The organism is Mycobacterium mantenii (assembly GCF_010731775.1).
GTDB lineage: Bacteria > Actinomycetota > Actinomycetes > Mycobacteriales > Mycobacteriaceae > Mycobacterium > Mycobacterium mantenii.
On sequence record NZ_AP022590.1, the window covers coordinates 3,668,444 to 3,682,890 of the forward strand.

Genomic DNA, 14,447 nt, shown 5'->3' on the forward strand with positions numbered 1-14,447 from the left:
TTGGGTGCCGCCGCGCCCCCATCAAGTATTCCCCGGGATTCGCGGCCGGCCGCTGAGGCGGCCATCACACCGCGCGGGCCGAAACCGCTTCCAGCGGACGGTCGATCGGATGCAGCTTACTGGTCGACTCGCCGGGATCGCTTCTGGCACTGACGGCTCTGACATCGACCATCTTGCGCATCCAACGGCGGGCGGGCTCTTCGACGCCGTGATACAGCAGCGCCGAGGCGCCCAGGGCGATCGCGAGCAGGGCGATGACGTTCCATTTCCACGGGTTGTCCAGGGTGGGGAGCTCGAATTGCTCCACGGCCCATCCCCAGGCGGTGTGCACCAGCTCGTGCACCATGTACAAGCAGAACGAGATCTTGCCGCCGTACACCAGCACCCGCGTCGACAACACCCTCGGCAGGCTTCCCAGCCCGATGGCCAGCGATATCACCAGCGGAACGAACAACACGTCGACGACACCGCCGCTGTCGTTCTCCACCACCCCCGATATCGGGTGCGCGCCAAACCAATACAGCACACCCACCATGGCGGCCAGCAAAAGCAGGGAGACGTATCCGGCGACGCGGCGGCCACGATCGCTCAGCCGCAGCCTGCGCACCGCGGCGCAGGCCAGTGCGCCGGCCGTGAACTGCGTGACGATTCGCGGCAGCCAGCTCCACGGTGTGTAGAAGTGTCCGCTGGCGAGCAACATCACCACCGGCGGCAGCGATGCCGCGAACGCCAGCACCATCAGGCTGCGCGCCCTGGTCGCCTGTTTCATCCGCAACAGGACCAGCACCAGGACGGCGAACAGCACATAGGCCAGCCATTCCGCGCTGATCGACCAGGCCGGCCCGTCCCAGCTCGAGTCATCGAAGAACGGCACGAACCACAGCTGCACCAACAGGATTTGGCGCACATAGCTGATCGCGGTGAGCGAAGCGGCGTCCGGCGACGGCACATGGCCGACGTGCAGGGTGAAGATCACCCACAGGGCGGCGAGGTGCAGGGTGACCAGGTACACCGGCCACACCCGGGCCAGGCGCAGCCACAGGAAATGCAGGGTCGCCCGGGTCGACCAGGACCGGCCCATGCGGTCCAGATAGTTGTACGTCAGCACGAACCCGCTGAGAATGAAGAAGAGGTCGACGCCTTGGGCGCCGCAATTGAGCACCGGCGCGAGGGCGTCGCGAAAATCGGGCGACACATCGCCGAGCATCGGCCGGAAGTGAAACAGCACCACCCAGAGCGCCGCCACGATACGGAGCCCCGTCAGGGCCGTGATCTCGCCCCTGATCTCTCCGCCCCGCACGCTGCTCTTCCCGTCCGAATCCTGCCGTTTCGTTCGCCTGCTACTCCGGCTGAGCGGGAAATCTCGCCTTTTCACAAGCCCCTCGACCAGCAACCGGCAGCCTTGGCAGCCTAGCAGCGCGATCGCCCGCATGCGTGGACGGTTGTGGTGTGGCATACGGCTTTCCGGGGTAATCCTTGGGCTCGATGGCCCGCTGGGCGTTTGCTCAGGCCCGGCATCGCGGCGGCCTTACAGTCGCTTCTTAGCAAAGCGTTAGACGCGGCTTCCGGTCTCCTTAGGCTTGCGGCCTAACGTTTCAGACACCCTTCGGAGAACGTCTCGGGGCGCCCCCGAAGGTAGCGCGAGCGCCACGGAGAGTGAGGGGTCCTCATGACGATCGCAGGCAGGCCGACCGGCCACGACAACTGCGTGTTCGACTGCGACGGGGCTCAGGTCCGGGCGCACTACCGCCACCTGGCGACGGTGGTGCACATCCGCGGCGAAATCGATGCCGACAATGTGGACCGCATCAGCGACCACATCGCGCGTTTCACGCTCGGAGAAAACCCTGTGGTGCTCGACGTGGCCGACGTCGACGAATTTGCTGAGACGGGTATCTCGCTGCTGTATGCGTTCGATGCCGATTGTCGTGCCGCCGGGGTGGATTGGACCCTGGTCGCCAGTTCAGCGGTGATCCGGGTGTTGGATGACACCGGTCATGACGACAGCTTCCCGATCATGCGCTCGGTTCACGAGGCGCTGCAGGATCGGGCCGAGGCCATCGTGCTGCGCCGCCGGATGGCATTGCCGCTGGTCAGGAAGACGCCCTAGCGCCCGAGCGAGCCCGCCGCAGCCTGGCAGTGCCGTTGACCGCCAGCACTCCGGCGCTCGTCAGCAGCACCAGCGTCAGCAGTAGCAGCTGCGGGTCATACACCAACGATGTGGTGGAGGGCTGCCCGTCCGCGATCGGCGCTACGGTCACCGTGTGATGCGAGTGCAGCCAGGTCAGTCCGGAGCACACCAGCGCGGCGCAGGCGAGGCCGAGCTCGAGCAGCGCCCGGGCGTTCATAGCGCCGTCCCGGTGTCGTCGTCCCAATCACCGTCGATGACGTCGGATGAGGCGGGCTCTACCCGCTCCTGAACCAGGGGGGTCAACGCGGCCCGCAGCTGACGATGACGGCGCGCCCACGCCTGGACGGTGCGCCCGCCGGTGAGCTTGAGGCCGATGCCGACGCGCCCGCGCGGCACCCCGACCAGTTCGCCCAGCGCCCGGGACGCCTGCCAGCGCGCCAGGTCCTTCCCGGAGGCTTCGTGATTCTCGGGCTCGGGATACACCTTGACAATCTCGCGGACCAGGATCGTTTCGGTGCCCTCGCGCAGGGCGTCCTCGGTGAGCTCGACCGAGACGTGGATCCGCGCGGCCTTCACCTGTATCGCCAAGAACGCCGATACCAGCACCAGGAAGATCGCGGGGACCACGAACGACACCGGGGCACCGCTCCAGATTTCGATCAGGACCATGGCCACCGCCGCGGCCGGGCCGGCCGCCAGCCACCACCAGCTGGCGCCGGGTTCGTAAAACAACGGCTTTTGTGCGGTATCGCTGTCGGTCGTCATCGCAAGCCCCATCTCACGAGAGCCACCCTGCCGCATCGGCGGCCCAATAGGTGAGAACGATATCGGCTCCGGCGCGCCGGATGCTGGTCAGCGACTCCAGCGCCGCGGCGCGCTCGTCGATCCAATTGTTCGCGGCTGCAGCACAAATCATCGCGTACTCCCCCGATACCTGATACGCGGCGACGGGAACGGGCGAGACGTCCGCCGCGGCCGCGACCACGTCGAGATAACTCATCGCCGGCTTGATCATCACGATGTCGGCACCCTCGTCGAGATCGAGCTCGATCTCGCGCAGCGCCTCCCGGGCGTTGCCCGCCTCCTGCTGATAGGTGCGGCGGTCCCCGGACAGGCTGGAACTGACCGCTTCGCGGAACGGACCGTAGAACACCGAGGCGAACTTGGCGGCGTAGGCCAGAACGGCCACGTCGGTGAAGCCCGCGGCGTCCAATCCGTCGCGAATCGCCCCCACCTGACCATCCATCATGCCGCTCGGGCCCACCACATGAGCGCCCGATTCAGCTTGTGCCACAGCGAGTTCCACATAGCGGGCGACGGTGGCATCGTTGTCGACCCGGCCCCGGTCGTCGAGGACGCCGCAGTGTCCGTGGTCGGTGAATTCGTCCAGGCAGGTGTCGGCCATTAACACGGTGGCCTCACCGAGGTCCTTGGCCAGGTCCCGCAGGGCGACATTGAGGATCCCGTCGGGGTCGGTCCCGGCCGACCCCACCGAGTCCTTGTCCTCGTCGCGGGGCACGCCGAACAGCATCAGCCCGCCCACCCCCGCGGCGACGGCACCGGCGGCCGCGCTGCGCAACGAATCGCGGGTGTGCTGCACCACGCGCGGCATGGAAGTGATCGGCCGCGGTTCGTCGATACCGTCGGCGACGAACATCGGCAGCACCAAATGCCTTGGCTCCAAGGATGTTTGCGCCACCAACCGGCGCAGGGCCGGGGTGGTGCGAAGCCGGCGCGGACGGTGCCGCGGGTAGGCCACTAGCGCCTGCGGCTCTTTTTGCGCGGCGGTGGCAGCGCACCCTCGGCGCGCAACCGCGCGGCGTGTTCGGCCAGAGCGTCGACCAGCGGACCGACAGCGGCGGTCTCGGGCTGCACGTCCACCCGCAGGCCGAATTCCGCCGCGGTCTCGGCGGTCTTCGGACCGATGCAGGCGATGATCGTCCGCGCGTGCGGCTTACCGGCGATGCCGACCAGGTTCCGCACCGTGGAGCTGGACGTGAAGCACACCGCGTCGAAGCCGCCGGTCTTGATCATTTCCCGCGTTTCCGCCGGCGGCGGAGCCGCCCGCACCGTCCGGTAGGCGGTCACATCCTCGATCTCCCAACCACGTTCGCGCAGACCCTCGGCCAGCGTCTCGGTGGCTATGTCGGCCCGCGGCAGCAGCACCCGGTTGACCGGGTCGAAAATGCTGTCGTAGGGCGGGAAATCGTCAAGCAGACCCAACGAAGACTGCTCGCCGGCCGGCACCAGTTCCGGGCTGATCCCGAACGCCCGGACCCGGTCGGCGGTCGACTCACCGACACACGCGATTTTGACTCCGGAGAATGCGCGCGCATCCAGGCCGAATTCGCCGAACTTCTCCCAGACCGCGCGCACCGCGTTGGTGGAGGTGAATACCACCCACTGGAAGCGGCCGTCGACCAATCCCTTGACGGCCCGCTCCATCTGGGCCGGGCTGCGCGGCGGCTCGACGGCAATGGTCGGCACCTCGATCGGCAGTGCGCCGTAGGACGTCAGGCGCTCGCTCATCTCGCCGGCCTGGTCCTTGGTGCGGGGCACCAGCACGGTCCAGCCGTACAGCGCGCGGCTCTCCCACCAGTTCAGTTTCGCCCGGCTGGCCACCGTCTTGCCGATGGTCACCACGAGCGGACCGGTCAGCGGGCCGGCGGGGTCGGTACCGCCCAGCACCGCCGAGTCGGTCAAGCCGTGCAGCGTGGTCTCGATCGACCGCTGCTGGCAGGTGGTGCCGTGCGCGGTCACCACGCACGGGGTGTTCTCGGCGAGCCCGTGCTCGATCAAGGTGCGCGCCGCGTCGGCCAGGTGCGACGACGTGGCCTGCAGAATCAGCGGACCGGGCGCCGCGGCCAGCGCCTCCCAATCCACATGCGGGTCGCGCACATCGGCGACGGTGTGCGATGAGCCCAGCGGCAACCCCGCGTACGTCGGGACGGCATCGCTGGGGGCCAGTCCGGGGACGATCTCGATGTGCAGGTGGCTGCGCGCGATGGCGTTCACCTCGGTGATGACCGCGTCGACCGTCAGCGGGTCGCCGGCCACCAGCCGCACCACGTCGGCGCCCGTCCGCGCTTCGGTGGTCAGCGTCTTGGCCACCTCGGCGGGGTCGCCCAGCGCCGGGCGGATATCGGGACCGCCGGACATCACCGCCGGCTGCGCCTTGCCCTGGTCGGAAACACCGTCACCGTTAGCGGCGGCCGGCTCGGCCGGGGCCGGGCCGGAAACCGGTGGCAGGTCTTTGCCGATCAGGGCCAGCACCGGCTCGGGCACGTCAGGGTCGGTGAACACCAAAGCGGCGTTCGCCAGCACCGTCGCGGCCCGGGTCGTCAGCAATCCCGGGTCACCCGGGCCGGAGCCCACGTACGTGATGCGGCCGGGTGTCGGCTTACGGCCTCGCGTCGTCATTGTCGCTCCCACGTGATTCGCATTTAATTTCCTCGCGCCGGGTCTTGCCGCGCTTCGCTCATCAGCTCGCGCGCGCCCAGCTCGAACAGCTCCGCGGCCACCGAAAGCCCAAGCTCTCGTGCCCGACCGGGACTGCCGATACCGGACGCGCGGATCACGTCGGACCCGTCCAGCGCCGCCACGCAACCGCGCAGCGACAGCTCTTCGAAGATCCGGCCTTCCTCATCGATGGACTCGACCACTTCCGCGATCGCGCCCACCGGTGCGGAGCAACCGGCCTCCAGTTCGGCCAGCAGGGTTCGCTCGGCGGTGACCGACGCACGCGTGTCGGCGTCGTCCAGCTCCGCCAGCACTGCCGCTAACCGGCTATCACCGGCGCGGCATTCGACGGCGAGCGCGCCCTGAGCCGGTGCTGGCAACATCTGCACCGGCTCTAGCGTCTCGGTGACATCGTCGAGGCGACCGAGCCGGGCCAGTCCCGCCCGGGCTACCACGATCGCGTCGAGATCACCACTGCTTACCCTGTTCAACCTGGTATCTAGGTTGCCTCGTAGGGGGCGGATTTCCAAACCGAGACCCAATGCTCTAAGCTGCGCCGCCCGCCGCGGCGAGGAGGTCCCCACCAGCGAACCGGGTGGCAACTCCGCGAGCACCAGTCCGTCCCGCGCCACCACCGCGTCGCGCGGGTCGTTGCGCACCGGTATGGCGGCCACAGCAAACCTTGGGTCGTCGGCGGTGGGCAGGTCCTTGTGGGAGTGCACCGCGGCGTCGACACGGCCCTCGTCCATCGCTTCGCGCAGTGCGGTGGTGAAGACACCCACCCCGAGGGATTCGATGGGCGCCGACGATTTGTCCCCGGCGGTGCTGATGGTCACCAGCTCCGCCGGGTGTCCCAGCGCGATCAAAGCGTCTCTGACGACCCCGGCCTGGGTGGTGGCCAGCAGGCTGCCCCGGGTGCCTATCCGGATCACGTTCGCCAATCGCCTACTCGGCGGTTTGCTGCGGAGTACCCGCGTCGAATCCGTTTGCAATGACTGGCAATTCGCCCGCAGCCACGGCGTCAACGGCGGTCTGGTCGAGCTCGAAGAGTTCGCGCAACGCCTCGGCGTAGCTGTCACCACCGGGCGCGCTGGCGAGCTGTTTGATCCGCACGGTCGGCGCGTGCAGCAGTTTGTCCACCACCCGCCGGACGGTGCGGGCCACCTCTTCGCGATGTGCGCTCTCGAGTCCGGGCAGCCGGTTATCGAGGCGCAGCAACTCCGCTTCGACGACGTCGGCGGCGCGCTGACGCAACGCCGTGACCGTCGGCGTGACCTCGGCGATCCGCTGTCCGGCCAGATAGGCAGCAACTTCGGTGGCGACGATGTTGCGGGCGGCGTCGACGTCGGCGGCCGCGGCGTGGGCCGAGGGCTCGTGCTGTACGCGGTCCACATCGACGACCCAGACGCCGGGCAGTCCGGCCACCGCCGGGTCGACGTCGCGCGGCATGCCCAGGTCGCAGATCCCCAGGGGGTTGGTCTCTTCGTCGCGGTGCGCGGCGGCCAGCGCGTGGTGCACGTCGGCCAGCGAGACCACCGGGGTCACCGCGCCGGTACAGCTGACGACGACGTCGGCCCCGGCCAGGGTGTCGGCGAGCCGCTCCAACGGCAGGGCGTTGGCCCGCACTCCGGTGTCGCGAATCTTGCGGACCAGGCGCTGGCCCCGCGACAGCGACCGGTTGAGTACGTAGATGTGCCCGATGCCGGCACGAGAGAGGTGGGCCGCGGCCAGGGCGCCCATCGCTCCGGCGCCGACCAGGACCGCGGTCTTGCCCGACAGCCCGCCCAGCCGGCGTTCGGCCATGTTCAGGGCGACGGACACCACCGAGGCGCCGGCGGCGTCGATGGCGGTCTCGGAATGCACCCGCTTGCCCACCGACAGCGCCCGTTGGGCCAACTCGTGCAGCACCCGGCCGACGGTGCGATTGGTCTCGGCGCCGGCGTAGGCGCGCCGGACCTGGCCGAGCACCTGTTGCTCGCCGATCACGGCGGAATCCAGGCCGCTGGCCACCGCGAACAGATGCTCGACGGCGGCCTCGCTGTATCGGACGTACGCGTATTTGGTGAGGTCGGCCATCGACATCCCGGAGTGTTCCGACAGCACCTGCCCGATCACCGCCAGACCGCCGTGGAACGCGTCGACCACCGCGTAGACCTCGACCCGGTTGCATGTCGACAGCACCATCGCCTCGGTCACCAGCGGCGACTGCAACACCCGGTCGACGATCTTGCCCTGATCGGACTCGTCGATGCTGAGTTGTTCCAGGACGGAGACCGGCGCACTGCGGTGCGAAACCCCGAAGAGCAAGACGCTCACGGCAGCATCACCTGGCCAGCTCCCTTGCTTCTTCCAGTGACTGAACTGCTGTCCACGGTAAACGTTTATCAGCTGGGCTACCAAATAATTGTCCGGCGCCGGCCGGCCGAGCGGCGGGCTGACGGGTCAGCCGCCGAGATCGGCCCGTAGCCGGGGCTCGTCGATCTCCCAGTAGCTGTGTTCGCGGCCGTCGAGCAGAATCACGGGCAGCCGGTCACCGAACTCGGCCCGCAGCGCGGGATTGCCCGCCGCCGCGGCGGCGTCGACGTCGGTCACCGACAACTCGAAGCCCAACTCAGCGGCCAGCTCCGACAGCCGGGCATGCACGCGCTCGCAGATGGTGCACCCGTCGCGGGTCAACAGCTCCACCTGGGGCCGGCTGGTCGCCTCAGTCATGGGCACCAGTGTGGCATCGGTGACTTGTGGGCCCATCTACCAGGCGTTTATGTTCCGACAATGGCCGAGGGCACGCTGCGGGTGGATCCGGTGGTGATGCAGGGCGCTGCCGTATCGCTGAGCGGTGCAGCCGAACAGCTTTCGGCCCAGCTGTCCCAGCTCGACGATCAGGTCGGGCAGCTGCTGGGCGGCTGGCAGGGCGCGTCGGGGACCGCGTACGGATCGGCGTGGGAGCTATGGCATCGGGGCGCTCGCGAGGTAGAGCTCGGGTTGTCGATGCTGGCGCATCTGGTGGGCCAGGCGGGCGGGGCGTATCAGGGCACCGAGGCTACCTCCGCGGCTGCGGAGCGGGGGGTGCGCGGTGGCTGAGGCGTTTCGCGTGGATCCGCAGGCGCTGGCCGACGCGGTACAGCGGATGGCGACGTTTCAACGCTACGCCGAAGACATGATCGCCGAAATCGATTCTCGCGTAACACGGTTGCACACATCGTGGACGGGTGATGCCGCGGCGGCTCATGCCGAGGCGCATCGGCACTGGGTGCGCGGCGAGGCGATGATGCGCGAAGCGCTGGCGCAACTCGAGAGGGTGGCCACGACCGCGCACGGCAACTACACCAACGCGATGTCGACGAATCTCGGTATGTGGTCGTGAAGAGATGGCGCCGCTGACGTCGGCGAGCTCATCGACCCAACGTGACGCTGGCGTCACACTCGGCGTCGAACGTGACGCCAGCGTCACGCTCGCCCAGCCTGGGACACGTCAACGCCCCCACGCCATCTGCCCGATAGGGTTGGAGATCGGGCACCCACTGGGTCGCCAGGCAGCACAGCGATCAGGAGGTTAGGCGATGACTTCCTCAGACCCGGTCAACGCAGACCACACCGGTTGGGTTGACTTGGCGGCGCTGGCCGCGGACGCCAGCGCCGCCCGGGCGATCGAGGGCATGCAGGAAGCGGCCGCCTCGGAGGACCGCCCGCAGCCCCCGATCGACCTGACCGCCGCCGCCTTCTTCGACGTCGACAACACGCTGGTGCAGGGCTCGTCGGCAGTGCACTTCGGGCGCGGGCTGGCCACGCGCAACTACTTCACCTACCGCGATGTCGTCGGATTCATCTACGCGCAGGCCAAGTTCCAGATTCTGGGAACAGAAAACAGCAACGACGTGGCGGCCGGCCGGCGCAAGGCGCTCGCCTTCATCGAGGGCCGATCGGTCGAACAGCTGGTCGCCCTGGGCGAGGAGATCTACGACGAGATCATCGCCGACAAGATCTGGCCCGGCACCCGCGAGCTCACCCAGATGCACCTGGACGCCGGCCAGCAGGTGTGGCTGATCACCGCCACGCCCTACGAACTCGCCGCGACCATCGCCCGACGGCTCGGCCTGACCGGTGCGCTGGGCACGGTCGCGGAATCGGTCGACGGCGTCTTCACCGGCCGGCTGGTCGGCGAGATCCTGCACGGCACCGGCAAGGCACACGCCGTGCGGTCGCTGGCAATTCGCGAGGGGCTCAACCTGAAACGCTGCACCGCATACTCGGACAGCTACAACGACGTGCCCATGCTGTCGCTGGTGGGCACCGCCGTCGCCATCAACCCGGATGCCCGGCTGCGCACCCTGGCCCGGGAGCGCGGATGGGAAATCCGTGATTTCCGCACCGCCCGCAAAGCGGCCCGGATCGGGGTGCCGTCGGCATTGGCGCTCGGCGCAGCGGGCGGTGCGCTGGCTGCGCTGGCCTCTCGACGGCAATCGCGCTGATAGGCTGCGCCGCGCAGACAAAAACGAGCGGAGGGCATAGCGCCATGACGGTCCCCAAGGAAGCCGAAGGACTCATCGGCAGCCATTACCGCGCGCCGGATTACTTCGAGGTCGGTCGCGAGAAGATCCGTGAGTTCGCGCTGGCGATCAAGGACGACCATCCGGCGCACTTCGACGAGAATGAGTCAACAAACGCGGGGTACCCGGCGATGGTGGCGCCGCTGACGTTCCTCGCCATCGCCGGGCGCCGTGTCCAGTTGGAGATCTTCACCAAGTTCAGCATTCCGATCAACATCGCCCGAGTCATTCACCGCGACCAGAAATTCAAGTTCCACCGGCCGATCCTGGCGCACGATAGGCTGTACTTCGACACTTACCTCGACTCGGTCATCGAGTCCCACGGCACCGTGCTGGCGGAGATCCGCAGCGAAGTGACCGACGCCGATGGAAATCCGATCGTGACGAGTGTCGTCACGATGTTGGGAGAGTCTTCAAACCAAGAGGACGTCGAAGCTACCGCCGCGGCCGTTGCATCCATATCCGCAGGAAAGTTAGGGGCGTTGTAAATGTCTGCACAGGGGGAAACGCAAAGCACGCAGCTGAAGCCTCCGGTCGAGAAGGTCCGGTCGCACTACGACAAGTCGAACGAGTTCTTCAAGCTCTGGCTTGACCCGTCGATGACCTACAGCTGCGGTTACTTCGACGAGAACCCGGACCCGCAGAATCTGACCAAGACGCTGGAAGAGGCCCAGTACGCCAAGCGCAAGCTCGCCCTGGACAAGCTGAACCTCGAGCCCGGCATGACACTCCTCGACATCGGTAGCGGCTGGGGCTCGACTATGCGGCACGCGGTGGCCGAGTACGACGTCAACGTCATCGGCCTGACGCTCAGCGAGAACCAGCACGCCCACTGCGTGGCGGAGTTCGAAAAGATGGACAGCCCCCGCCGCAAGGAGGTGCGGATCCAGGGCTGGGAGGAATTCCCGGACGAACCGATCGACCGCATCGTGTCGCTGGGCGCGTTCGAGCACTTCGCCGACGGCGCGGGCGACGCCGGGTACGAGCGCTACGCCACCTTCTTCAAGAAGTACTACGACCTGCTGCCCGACGACGGCCGCATGCTGCTGCACTCGATCGTGGTGCCCTCCGCCGAAGAGGGCAAGGCGATGGGCTTGCAGGTGAACATGACCCTGCTGCGGTTCATCAGTTTCATCCTGAAGGAGATCTACCCGGGCGGGAAGTTGCCCCAGGTCGACCTGGTCGATAAGTACTCGACCGAAGCGGGTTTCAAGATCGAGCGCCACCACTTCATCGGTAAGAACTACGTTCCGACGCTGACCGCCTGGGGGGATGCCCTCGAGGCGCACAAGGACGAGGCGATTGCCCTGAAGGGGCAGGAGACGTACGACATCTACCTGAAGTACTTGCGGGGCTGCTCGGACCTGTTCCGGGACGGCTATACGAACGTCTGCCAGTTCACGATGGTCAAATAGTCGGCTTCTTCAAAGGTCAACGCCATCGCGAAATTCCGCGGTGGCGTTTCCTTTTGCGCGGCTCAGCCGAAGAAGATGTTGCGACGGTTGGCGAGCAACCGGTACAGCGTCTGCTGGATGGTCTCGCGCACCTGGTCGGTCAGCTCGAAGGTGACCATCGGGTCGTCGGCGTCGGAGGCGGCGTAGTCGTCGGTGTAGATCGGCTCCCCGAACGCGATGTGCCACTTCGACGGAAGCGGCACTAAGCCCACCGGCCCGGCCAGCGGGAACAGGGGCGTGATCGGGAAGTACGGCAGCCCGAACAGCCGCGCCAGCAGCTTGACGTCGGTCAGCATCGGGTAGATCTCTTCGGACCCGATGATCGAGCAGGGAATGATCGGCGCCTTGGTCCGCAGCGCCGCCGTGACGAATCCACCGCGGCCGAACCGCTGCAGCCGGTAGCGGTCCTCGAAGCGCTTGCCCAGACCCTTGTAGCCCTCGGGGAACACGGCGGTGAGCTCGCCGGCGGCGAGCAACCGGTGCGCGTCGGTCGTGCAGGCCATGGTGTGGCCGGCCTTGCGGGCCGCCTCGCCCACCACGGGCAGATCGAACACCATGTCGGCGGCCAGCAGCCGCAGCTCGCGATGCGCGGGGTGCTCGTCGTGGACGGCCACCGACAGCATCAACCCGTCGAACGGCAGCACGCCGGCGTGGTTGGCCACCACCAACGCGGCGCCCTCGGCGGGCAGGTTCTCGACCCCGCTCACCTCGACCCGGAACCAGGACCGGAAGAACAGTCGCAGCAAAGGCCGGACGACCGCGCTGTTGAAGTGCGGGTCGAAGCCGAATTCGTCGACGCTGTAATCGCCGGTCAGGCGCTGCCGGAGAAATCCGGCAACCGAGGCGACGCGCTGGGCCAAGTCATTCAGCGGTGCGTCGGCGGACGATACCCCCGCGGACCGGCGGTGCTGGTCGATCTCGCGAACCACCGCGGCGATCTGCTCGGCCGACGCGCGGCCGCTCGGATCAGACAGCAACGACGGATGTTGGCGAGATGCCTCTGCTTTGTGATCGGCTCTCCGACGGGCTGCTACCCGACCCCGATTAGTGTGCAGTGGAATGACATTCGCTCTGGTTTCACCCGCCACGATACCTACCTGACCCCACCCCACGGAATTGGATTTCGGCTACCCCAGCGCTGAGCCAAGGATATGGCGCGACCCTCCCAGGAGCGTACCCGATGTGGGTCGATAATGGGAGTCAAGCTTCGGCCCCGAACGTAGTCGTCAAAGGCCTCCGCGGTGGACCATTTCGGCTGAAAGCCAAGGTCCGAGCGCATCCGCGTGGTGTCCATGACGCGGCCGTAACTCAAATAATCAAACTGATCGCGACTGATTTCGTTGTAGCGATTGGCACGTCGCAAAGAATCTAATGCCCAAACTCCAAAACCCGGTACTGGCAAGGGAATTCGTCCGGCCCGCCGGATCGCCTGGGACAACATGATGATGCCGTCGGCACCGATGTTGAACGTTCCGGCCTTGCCGGCCATCGCCGCACGCTCCAGCGCGCCCAGCGCATCCTGCTCGTGCAGCAACTGCAGCCGCGCGTCGCGACCGAACATGGTCGGCACCAAAGGCCCAGCTAGATACCGTGACAGCGTGGTGTCCATCGCGGGGCCGATCATGTTGGCCAGCCGCAGGATCGTCACCGCGATATCGGGCCGGCGCCGTCCCAATCCGCGCGCGTAGGCCTCGATATCGAGGCTGTCCTTGGCGAAACCGCTGCGGAAAGGCCGGCGGCTGGTGCTGTCCTCGGTGAACATCACCGGATCGTGCGCGCTCGAGCCATACACCTCGGACGTCGACTTGAGCACCACCCGGCGCACCGAGGGCGCCTTCTGACAGGCCGCGAACAACTGCATCGCGCCCATCACGTTGATCTCTTTCAACGCCGCGGTGCCGCCGGATCGCGGCGCGTAGGACGCCGCCGCGGCGTGCACCACCGTATCGACGTCGCCGTTGCGAATCACCTTGGCTATAAAGGGATTACGGATGTCCGCCCGGACAAACTCGGCGCGCCCCATCCGGCGCAGCAGGTCCTTGCTCGGGGCTATCGCATCCACCGCGATGACCCCCTGGATCATCGGGTTCTGCGCGAGCCGAGCCGTCAGGTAGCCGCCCAGGAACCGGCAGGCACCTGTGACCAGCACGATTTTGGGGTAATGCACCGTGTTGCCGGCGGTGTCGCCCGGGCCGGCGTTGTCCCCATTCGACGGATCCACCCGGACAGCCTAACGGCCAGGCGAGATGGCGGCACGATGCCGCGGACGGGGCTACTTGCCGAGTTTTCTGCGCTGCACCCGGGTGCGACGCAGCAGCTTGCGGTGCTTCTTCTTGGACATACGCTTGCGCCGCTTCTTGATTACTGAACCCATGAACTCCGCTATCTGACCGTGACCTGCTTCAAAGCTTGACCCGGACACTTTACCCGGCGGAACGCACCGAACACCAAACCGGCGTCGAGCGCTCGCCGCGCAACTACGGAGCCTGGGCGCCACCCACCAGACGGCACCGATTCAGGTCACCCGGCGTCGAAATACGACGTCTCCAGCATGTCGTGGACAGCCTTGGCGTGCACCCGGAAGGACCGGCCCACCCGGACCGCGGGCAGCTCGCCGTTGTGCACCAACCGGTACACCGTCATCTTGGAGACCCTCATCAACGCCGCTACCTCGGCGACGGTGAGAAACTGCGTCCTGCCCTGCTGGCCGTCCACGGGACTGGCGTCCCGCTTACCTGCAGCATCTCGCGCTGATGGCCCGTTACTAGACGTCATCGCAACCCAATCGTGTCAGGCACGCGCATGCCAGCGGCTTCCCCTCCGCTGGCACCCACACGTGCTTACAAGAGGAGAATA

The 14,447-nt window shown here is 67.2% G+C and carries 18 protein-coding genes; 6 read left to right on the top strand and 12 right to left on the bottom strand.

Annotated elements, in window-relative coordinates; translation table 11 throughout:
- Nucleotides 1-64 precede the first annotated feature (64 nt).
- A complete protein-coding gene (locus tag G6N50_RS16495) occupies nt 65-1,300 on the bottom strand; it encodes an acyltransferase family protein (protein WP_067837016.1) in 1,236 nt (411 codons plus the stop codon).
- A 369-nt stretch (nt 1,301-1,669) separates the two neighbouring features.
- On the opposite strand from G6N50_RS16495, the gene G6N50_RS16500 reads away from it, so the two are divergent.
- The gene (locus tag G6N50_RS16500; protein WP_083095051.1) at nt 1,670-2,110 is read left to right on the top strand and encodes an STAS domain-containing protein; all 441 of its coding nucleotides are present in this window, start codon (nt 1,670-1,672) and stop codon (nt 2,108-2,110) included.
- On the opposite strand, the gene G6N50_RS16505 is transcribed toward G6N50_RS16500, so the two are convergent.
- From G6N50_RS16505 to G6N50_RS16535, 7 genes are all read right to left on the bottom strand, one after another.
- Nucleotides 2,094-2,348 carry a hypothetical protein gene (locus G6N50_RS16505; protein WP_083095050.1) on the bottom strand — a complete coding sequence of 85 codons (255 nt, stop codon included), beginning with the start codon at nt 2,346-2,348 and terminating at the stop codon, nt 2,094-2,096. The two genes, G6N50_RS16500 and G6N50_RS16505, sit on opposite strands and share 17 nt — an antisense overlap.
- Nucleotides 2,345-2,896: a DUF3093 family protein gene (locus tag G6N50_RS16510; RefSeq protein WP_179970018.1), complete on the bottom strand. Its 552-nt coding sequence runs from the start codon at nt 2,894-2,896 to the stop codon at nt 2,345-2,347. Before G6N50_RS16510 ends, G6N50_RS16505 begins: the two co-directional genes overlap by 4 nt.
- A 13-nt stretch (nt 2,897-2,909) precedes the next feature.
- The gene (gene hemB / locus G6N50_RS16515; protein WP_083095049.1) at nt 2,910-3,890 is read right to left on the bottom strand and encodes a porphobilinogen synthase; all 981 of its coding nucleotides are present in this window, start codon (nt 3,888-3,890) and stop codon (nt 2,910-2,912) included.
- A complete protein-coding gene (locus G6N50_RS16520; protein WP_083095048.1) occupies nt 3,890-5,551 on the bottom strand; it encodes a bifunctional uroporphyrinogen-III C-methyltransferase/uroporphyrinogen-III synthase in 1,662 nt (553 codons plus the stop codon). Before G6N50_RS16520 ends, hemB begins: the two co-directional genes overlap by 1 nt.
- 23 nt (nt 5,552-5,574) lie before the next feature.
- Nucleotides 5,575-6,522, bottom strand: coding sequence for a hydroxymethylbilane synthase (gene hemC, locus G6N50_RS16525; RefSeq protein ID WP_067837304.1), 948 nt, complete (start codon nt 6,520-6,522; stop codon nt 5,575-5,577).
- 13 nt (nt 6,523-6,535) lie between these two features.
- Nucleotides 6,536-7,906: a glutamyl-tRNA reductase gene (locus G6N50_RS16530; protein WP_083095047.1), complete on the bottom strand. Its 1,371-nt coding sequence runs from the start codon at nt 7,904-7,906 to the stop codon at nt 6,536-6,538.
- Between the two features lie 126 nt (nt 7,907-8,032).
- The gene (locus tag G6N50_RS16535) at nt 8,033-8,302 is read right to left on the bottom strand and encodes a glutaredoxin family protein (protein WP_083095082.1); all 270 of its coding nucleotides are present in this window, start codon (nt 8,300-8,302) and stop codon (nt 8,033-8,035) included.
- Nucleotides 8,303-8,362: 60 nt separating this feature from the next.
- On the opposite strand from G6N50_RS16535, the gene G6N50_RS16540 reads away from it, so the two are divergent.
- The 5 genes from G6N50_RS16540 (at nt 8,363) to G6N50_RS16560 (ending at nt 11,552) form a co-directional block, all read left to right on the top strand.
- Nucleotides 8,363-8,671, top strand: a complete 309-nt coding sequence (locus tag G6N50_RS16540; protein ID WP_083095046.1) for a WXG100 family type VII secretion target — start codon at nt 8,363-8,365, stop codon at nt 8,669-8,671.
- On the top strand, nt 8,664-8,954 hold the full coding sequence (locus tag G6N50_RS16545; RefSeq protein ID WP_083095045.1) for a WXG100 family type VII secretion target: 291 nt from the start codon (nt 8,664-8,666) through the stop codon (nt 8,952-8,954). The genes G6N50_RS16540 and G6N50_RS16545 overlap by 8 nt, the downstream gene beginning before the upstream one ends.
- A gap of 196 nt (nt 8,955-9,150) precedes the next feature.
- Nucleotides 9,151-10,059 (top strand): HAD family hydrolase, encoded by a 909-nt coding sequence (locus tag G6N50_RS16550; protein ID WP_083095044.1) that lies wholly within the window; start codon nt 9,151-9,153, stop codon nt 10,057-10,059.
- A gap of 44 nt (nt 10,060-10,103) precedes the next feature.
- Nucleotides 10,104-10,625: an FAS1-like dehydratase domain-containing protein gene (locus G6N50_RS16555; RefSeq protein ID WP_083095043.1), complete on the top strand. Its 522-nt coding sequence runs from the start codon at nt 10,104-10,106 to the stop codon at nt 10,623-10,625.
- The gene (locus tag G6N50_RS16560) at nt 10,626-11,552 is read left to right on the top strand and encodes a cyclopropane mycolic acid synthase family methyltransferase (protein ID WP_083095042.1); all 927 of its coding nucleotides are present in this window, start codon (nt 10,626-10,628) and stop codon (nt 11,550-11,552) included. It begins immediately after the preceding gene.
- Between the two features lie 62 nt (nt 11,553-11,614).
- Here the strand turns inward: G6N50_RS16560 and G6N50_RS16565 are convergent, their stop codons facing one another.
- The 4 genes from G6N50_RS16565 to G6N50_RS16580 form a co-directional block, all read right to left on the bottom strand.
- On the bottom strand, nt 11,615-12,703 hold the full coding sequence (locus G6N50_RS16565) for a lysophospholipid acyltransferase family protein (RefSeq protein ID WP_179970019.1): 1,089 nt from the start codon (nt 12,701-12,703) through the stop codon (nt 11,615-11,617).
- Nucleotides 12,685-13,812 carry an SDR family oxidoreductase gene (locus G6N50_RS16570; RefSeq protein WP_083095041.1) on the bottom strand — a complete coding sequence of 376 codons (1,128 nt, stop codon included), beginning with the start codon at nt 13,810-13,812 and terminating at the stop codon, nt 12,685-12,687. The genes G6N50_RS16565 and G6N50_RS16570 overlap by 19 nt, the downstream gene beginning before the upstream one ends.
- A gap of 51 nt (nt 13,813-13,863) precedes the next feature.
- Nucleotides 13,864-13,965 carry a 30S ribosomal protein bS22 gene (locus tag G6N50_RS16575; RefSeq protein ID WP_003402602.1) on the bottom strand — a complete coding sequence of 34 codons (102 nt, stop codon included), beginning with the start codon at nt 13,963-13,965 and terminating at the stop codon, nt 13,864-13,866.
- A 146-nt stretch (nt 13,966-14,111) separates the two neighbouring features.
- Nucleotides 14,112-14,366 (bottom strand): cell division/environmental response transcriptional regulator, encoded by a 255-nt coding sequence (locus G6N50_RS16580; RefSeq protein ID WP_067836986.1) that lies wholly within the window; start codon nt 14,364-14,366, stop codon nt 14,112-14,114.
- Between the last annotated feature and the right edge of the window lie 81 nt (nt 14,367-14,447).

Excerpts from the sequence above, each read along its gene's own strand:
- G6N50_RS16540 (WP_083095046.1), top strand. The coding sequence starts at position 8,363 with ATGGCCGAGGGCACGCTGCGGGTGGATCCGGTGGTGATGCAGGGCGCT.
- G6N50_RS16560 (WP_083095042.1), top strand. The coding sequence starts at position 10,626 with ATGTCTGCACAGGGGGAAACGCAAAGCACGCAGCTGAAGCCTCCGGTC.
- G6N50_RS16580 (WP_067836986.1), bottom strand. The coding sequence starts at position 14,366 with ATGACGTCTAGTAACGGGCCATCAGCGCGAGATGCTGCAGGTAAGCGG.
- G6N50_RS16520 (WP_083095048.1), bottom strand. The coding sequence starts at position 5,551 with ATGACGACGCGAGGCCGTAAGCCGACACCCGGCCGCATCACGTACGTG.
- G6N50_RS16550 (WP_083095044.1), top strand. The coding sequence starts at position 9,151 with ATGACTTCCTCAGACCCGGTCAACGCAGACCACACCGGTTGGGTTGAC.
- G6N50_RS16505 (WP_083095050.1), bottom strand. The coding sequence starts at position 2,348 with ATGAACGCCCGGGCGCTGCTCGAGCTCGGCCTCGCCTGCGCCGCGCTG.
- G6N50_RS16500 (WP_083095051.1), top strand. The coding sequence starts at position 1,670 with ATGACGATCGCAGGCAGGCCGACCGGCCACGACAACTGCGTGTTCGAC.
- G6N50_RS16575 (WP_003402602.1), bottom strand. The coding sequence starts at position 13,965 with ATGGGTTCAGTAATCAAGAAGCGGCGCAAGCGTATGTCCAAGAAGAAG.
- G6N50_RS16510 (WP_179970018.1), bottom strand. The coding sequence starts at position 2,896 with ATGACGACCGACAGCGATACCGCACAAAAGCCGTTGTTTTACGAACCC.
- G6N50_RS16535 (WP_083095082.1), bottom strand. The coding sequence starts at position 8,302 with ATGACTGAGGCGACCAGCCGGCCCCAGGTGGAGCTGTTGACCCGCGAC.
- G6N50_RS16555 (WP_083095043.1), top strand. The coding sequence starts at position 10,104 with ATGACGGTCCCCAAGGAAGCCGAAGGACTCATCGGCAGCCATTACCGC.